The organism is Intrasporangium sp. (assembly GCF_030452765.1).
GTDB lineage: Bacteria > Actinomycetota > Actinomycetes > Actinomycetales > Dermatophilaceae > Intrasporangium_A.
Genome location: NZ_JAKDLO010000284.1, coordinates 1 through 3785, shown reverse-complemented (window position 1 = coordinate 3785; position 3785 = coordinate 1). Strand labels below are relative to the sequence as shown.

The 3785-nt window shown below is 72.6% G+C and carries 5 protein-coding genes and 1 pseudogene; all 6 read left to right on the top strand.

The window, feature by feature from the left end:
* On the top strand, positions 1-221 hold a 221-nt coding region (locus L0H79_RS21390), incomplete at its 5' end, for a hypothetical protein (protein WP_301486739.1).
* Between the two features lie 447 nt (positions 222-668).
* On the top strand, positions 669-1487 hold the full coding sequence (locus L0H79_RS21385) for a hypothetical protein (RefSeq protein WP_301486737.1): 819 nt from the start codon (positions 669-671) through the stop codon (positions 1485-1487).
* Positions 1484-1789: a hypothetical protein gene (locus tag L0H79_RS21380; RefSeq protein WP_301486735.1), complete on the top strand. Its 306-nt coding sequence runs from the start codon at positions 1484-1486 to the stop codon at positions 1787-1789. The genes L0H79_RS21385 and L0H79_RS21380 overlap by 4 nt, the downstream gene beginning before the upstream one ends.
* On the top strand, positions 1786-2646 hold the full coding sequence (locus tag L0H79_RS21375) for a hypothetical protein (protein WP_301486734.1): 861 nt from the start codon (positions 1786-1788) through the stop codon (positions 2644-2646). Before L0H79_RS21380 ends, L0H79_RS21375 begins: the two co-directional genes overlap by 4 nt.
* The gene (locus L0H79_RS21370; RefSeq protein WP_301486732.1) at positions 2643-2966 is read left to right on the top strand and encodes a hypothetical protein; all 324 of its coding nucleotides are present in this window, start codon (positions 2643-2645) and stop codon (positions 2964-2966) included. Before L0H79_RS21375 ends, L0H79_RS21370 begins: the two co-directional genes overlap by 4 nt.
* Positions 2966-3785: pseudogene (locus tag L0H79_RS21365) on the top strand (hypothetical protein); the annotation flags it as partial. The gene L0H79_RS21370 and the pseudogene L0H79_RS21365, both read left to right, overlap by 1 nt.

Below are 3785 nucleotides of genomic sequence, written 5' to 3'. Positions count from 1 at the left end.
CCGAGCTCGCCTGCCTCGCAGCCCCCTACGAGGAGATCCCACGGCTCGACCTCGCCGCCGTCGCCGCCGCCGAAGGACACCACCAAGAAGCCGAACGCATCGCCACCGACGACATCTGCAGCCGCTCAGAACAACCGGGCGCACCCGACGAACTGCCCGACCGCACCGAACGCATCCTCGAGCAACATGCGTGGCTCCGCCGGCCACAGGCCGCGAGCTGACCTCCGAAGACCACTGGTGCCAGAACCCGTGCTCCGGGATCTCCCAATCGCGATGAGCCTTCGCGATACGGGGTGCCTCCAACGACACCCTCGGTGACGAACTCGATGGCACCAGCGGTGGAGCCTGTGCGCCCTGCATAGCGTCAGCGCTACCAGCCGATCGCATAAGTAGCTCTCAACTGGCTCAAACGCACGCCCGCTTGATGGCTGCGCCCAGTGCCCCTGCGACGTTGTGGAGTGCGACAGGCAAGGCCGAAGCCGGACCGTCTGCTCGCCGGAACGTTCGAGTGGCTTAGGCGTTCCGCGACTTGGGGTACGCGGGTTGACCTGCGCAAACGCCTTCGTACCCCGTCGTACCCCCGCTCCCGAGCTGCTCGGGGGGCACGAGTCGGGTGACGCGCGTCGCCGACCTTTCGCCGTGTTCGACACGGCGAAAGGGGATCGGCGATGGGTGTTGCCGAGCAGTTGGGCATCGAGGCCGAGGACGGGGAGCTGCTCGCTCTGGCTGCCCGCAGATGGAAGGACTGGGTTCGCGACGATGAGCGTCTGACTCCGGTCGCAGACCTCGGGGCTCTGCGGCCATGGCTGAAACGCGCCACAGAGAGGGACGCCGACGAGGTCCTCCAAGCATTGGCAAAGCGCGCCGCGATCGACGGGGGTGACGACCGGGCTGCTGCGGCGACGCTCGCGTGGGCGCTGCTGCCGGGCGCGTGTCTGCTGGCGCACCGTCTGCGGACCCTGTCGGACCGGATCGACGAGGTGGTCGCGGCGCAGCTGTGGCTGGAGATCCGCGGCTTCGGGTGGGAGCGGCTGACGAGGGTAGCCGCCAACATCCTGATGAACACCCGGACCGGTGTCCTGATGGAGTGCGACGCGGCGAGCCAGCTGGCTCGTCAGGACCCGACGTGGCATCGGATCTACCAGGTCGAGCCGGACGCGTCGTTCTGGGGGGAGCTGCGCGCCACCCCTGCTCACCTTGAGCCGACCGCCGCTGAGGAGCTGCTGGACCTGCTGTCCTGGGCGTGCGAGAACGAGGTGATCAGCGAGCAGGACCGCAGCCTGCTGCTATCGCTCGTCGCGGCCGCGGCCGCGGACCGGTCCGAGGCGACGACGTACCAACGCGGCCGCGGCGGGCTGCTGTCGAACGAGCTGTCCGAGCAGGTCGCGAAGGAGTACGGCATCGCCCCGGTGACGGTGCGCCGCCGCGCAGGCCGCACCATCGAGGCCCTGTCGCAGGCCTGCCAGACGCGGGGGATCTCCGCATGAACGATGACCGCCGCGGCCCTGCTCGTCACCTTCGGATGGTCGAGGTGATCACCGTGACCGACGACAACCGCGACCCGACCCCTGACGCTGACACGGCGGACGGGCAGCGTTCGGCTGCCGATGTCGCTCGCCTGTTCGACATCGCGGGCCAGGAGGACGAGGCGATCCGGCTGCTCGATGGGTGCGTCGCCCAGCTGCGTGAGGTGCAACAGGCCAAGGCCGCGTTGAAGACGCTGCCCGCCGCCGACCTGCGTGCGGCACTTGAGTTCCGTCGCCGCGCCCTCGGCGGTGAGCTCGCATGAGCCTCACCGTGGTCAGGACCACCGACCGCCCCGTCACGGTGGCCGAGCTCAAACGCGCCTGGCGAGCGCTGCAATCCGACAGCACCGTAGAGCAGCCGTATGCCGCAGGTCCCGCTCCCGCGGTCAGTTGGCGTCCTCACCGGGGCAGGGTCCTCACCGTGCTCGGCTGCGGCGGCGGTGTCGGCGCCTCCACGACGGCGCTTGCCCTCGCCCAGGCAACCGACGACCCGTGCCGGCTCATCGAGTGCGCGCCACCGGCCGCATCCGGACTGGCCGGCGCGAGCACCGCCGAGCTGGGGGACACGGAGGCGGGGTGGCGTCGCGGAGCCCGCGACCACGTCCTGATCGACCGGGTCAGCCACGGTGCGCTCACACCCGCCGACCTGCCCATCCCGGCCGAGAGCGACCTCGAGATGAGCATCGTCGACGTCGCGTGGCCGGCCGAGGCCGTGCTGGCCACGGCGTGCTGGCTGCGTGAGCTGCTCATCAGCGGCGAGCCGCTCCTATTGGTGGCGACGGCGACGGTGCCCGGCCTGCGCCGACTCGAGACCACCCTCGGCCTGCTCGCCGAGCACCGGGACGTCAGCAGCGCCGTCGCCGCGGTCCCCGGCCCACGGCTGGCGCGCTGGCCCTCGCCCGTCCGCCACTCCACCGGCCCGCGCACGAACGCCCTCGCCGAGACCGGCCGGATCCTGCCCATCCCATGCGACCGCCGCCTGGCCATCACCGGCCCGGACACGGCCCCCCTGCCGGCATCGGTCGTCGCGGCGGCCACCACCGCACTCGACCTGCTGGCCACCGCCAACCCGACCACCGTCGCACCGTCCGCCGCCTCGAAGGGATCACCACCATCATGACCACTGCGACCACCACGACCTTCCACACCGTGTCGGCAGCCTGGCGCGCCGACGTCGCCGCCCGGATCTGCCCCAAGGCCCCCGGCGACGCCCAGCTCTACGCCGACCAGATCACCGGCTACGTGCTGTGGGGCGTCCTCGTCCTCTTCGGCGTCGGCATCATGGTCGGCATCGGCGCCGTCGTCGCGGGCCGCGTCTTCTCGATGCCGCACGCCTCCAAGGCCGGCGTCGTCGCCGTCGTGGTCGTCTTCCTCGCCGCCGTCGCCTACATGGTTCTGCCCGGCATGGTCGCGGCCATCACCGGCCAGGGGTGCATCTGATGACGCCGCCACGGACATCGGCCACGCAGCGCACTGCGGCGCAGTCCCCCACCTCGGCCCTCGAGCCTGACCCCGGCTGGGGCCGCAGGCGGCTGATCGCCGTCCTCGCCGCCGCCACGACCGCAGCCGTGCTGCTGCTGACCGGCCTCGGCTACGCGATCCACTTCGCCCTCACCCCCGCCGAGCAGAGCCCGCCGGCGCCCGCCGAGGGCACCCAGGCGAGCCAGCCCAGCGGCATACCCGCCGCCGGCTCACCCGCCGCCGGGCTCTCAGCCGACGAGCGGCGCGACCGGATCGCCGCCGCCCCGATGCCCCCGGCTCCTCCGGCGGACGCACAGCCGGCCCCACCGGCGACCGGGCTCGCCGACCCGATCACCATCCCGCCCGCCACGACGGCGGGGCCGGCGATGGTCCCGTCCGGGTTCCCCCGCACCCCGGAGGGTGCGGTCGGCCAGCTGGCCGCGATCGAGACCACGGTGCTGCAGGCGATGTCCATCCCCGTCGCGCACGCCGTCCACGACGCCTGGGCCCTGCCCGGCGGGGTCGGGGCGGGGGAGTGGTCGCTGACCGGCCACGTCCGCTCCTTCCTCGGCGCCGCCCGGATGGGCCCGGAGAAGGACCCGCGCACCGTCGTGATGGCCACCCCGGCGGGGGCGCAGGTCAAGGGCACCGACGGACCCGACTGGGTGCTGGCCTGCGTGCTGCTCGAGGTCCGCGCCGTGATCGAGTCCGAGGCCCGGATCGGCTACGGCCACTGCGAACCGATGCAATGGCAGGCCGACCCCGGCGAGCCGGGCCGCACCGGCGCAGCTGGCGGTC